Raw genomic sequence first — 719 nt, 5'->3', positions numbered from 1 at the left:
GTCACCGTCACCATCAACGGCACCAACGATGCGCCGGTCATCAGCGGCCAGGCCACCGGTGAAGTCACCGATGGCGGCAGCACCAGCACCACCGGCCAACTGAGTAAGACCGACGTCGACGTCAACGACACCCACACCTGGTCCGTCAGCAACGACGGCAAGGGCAAGTACGGCACCTTCACCGTCGACCAGACCGGCAAGTGGACCTATAACCTGGACGGCGCCAACACCGACGTCAAGGGCCTGAAGACCGGCGAGTCCATCACCGAGACCTTCACCGTCTACGTGGATGATGGCAAGGGTGGCAAGACCCCCGAGACCATCACCGTCACGATCAACGGCACCGACGACGGCGCCGTGATCACCCCGAGCAAGCCGGGCGACGACAAGGGCACGGTCAAGGAAGACGAGATCTCCACCGCCACCGGCAAGCTGGACGTGGTCGACCCCGACAAGGGCGAAGCCGTGTTCAAGCCGCAGACCGACTTCAAGGGCGAGCATGGCACGTTCTCGATCGACGCCAACGGCAAGTGGACCTACACGCTCGACGACACCGATCCCGAAGTCCAGGCCCTGGGCGCCAAGGACTTCCTGACCGAGAAGTTCACGGTCACGACCGCCGACGGCACCACCGGCACGGTCACCATCACCATCAATGGCACCAACGACAAGCCGACCATCACCGGCCAAGCCGCCGGCGACGTCACGGAAGACAAGGT

Annotated in this window: 1 protein-coding gene; it reads left to right on the top strand. The window is 64.0% G+C overall.

Annotated features, from left to right (window positions below):
• Positions 1–719 (top strand): VCBS domain-containing protein (locus tag KDH83_RS31020; RefSeq protein WP_212322935.1); only part of this gene is annotated, 719 nt, incomplete at both ends.

The organism is Achromobacter sp. Marseille-Q0513, assembly GCF_018195695.1.
In the GTDB taxonomy this organism is placed as follows: domain Bacteria; phylum Pseudomonadota; class Gammaproteobacteria; order Burkholderiales; family Burkholderiaceae_B; genus Achromobacter.
The sequence above is the reverse complement of the archived record's forward strand: the minus strand, read 5'-3'. Positions and strand labels throughout refer to the sequence as shown.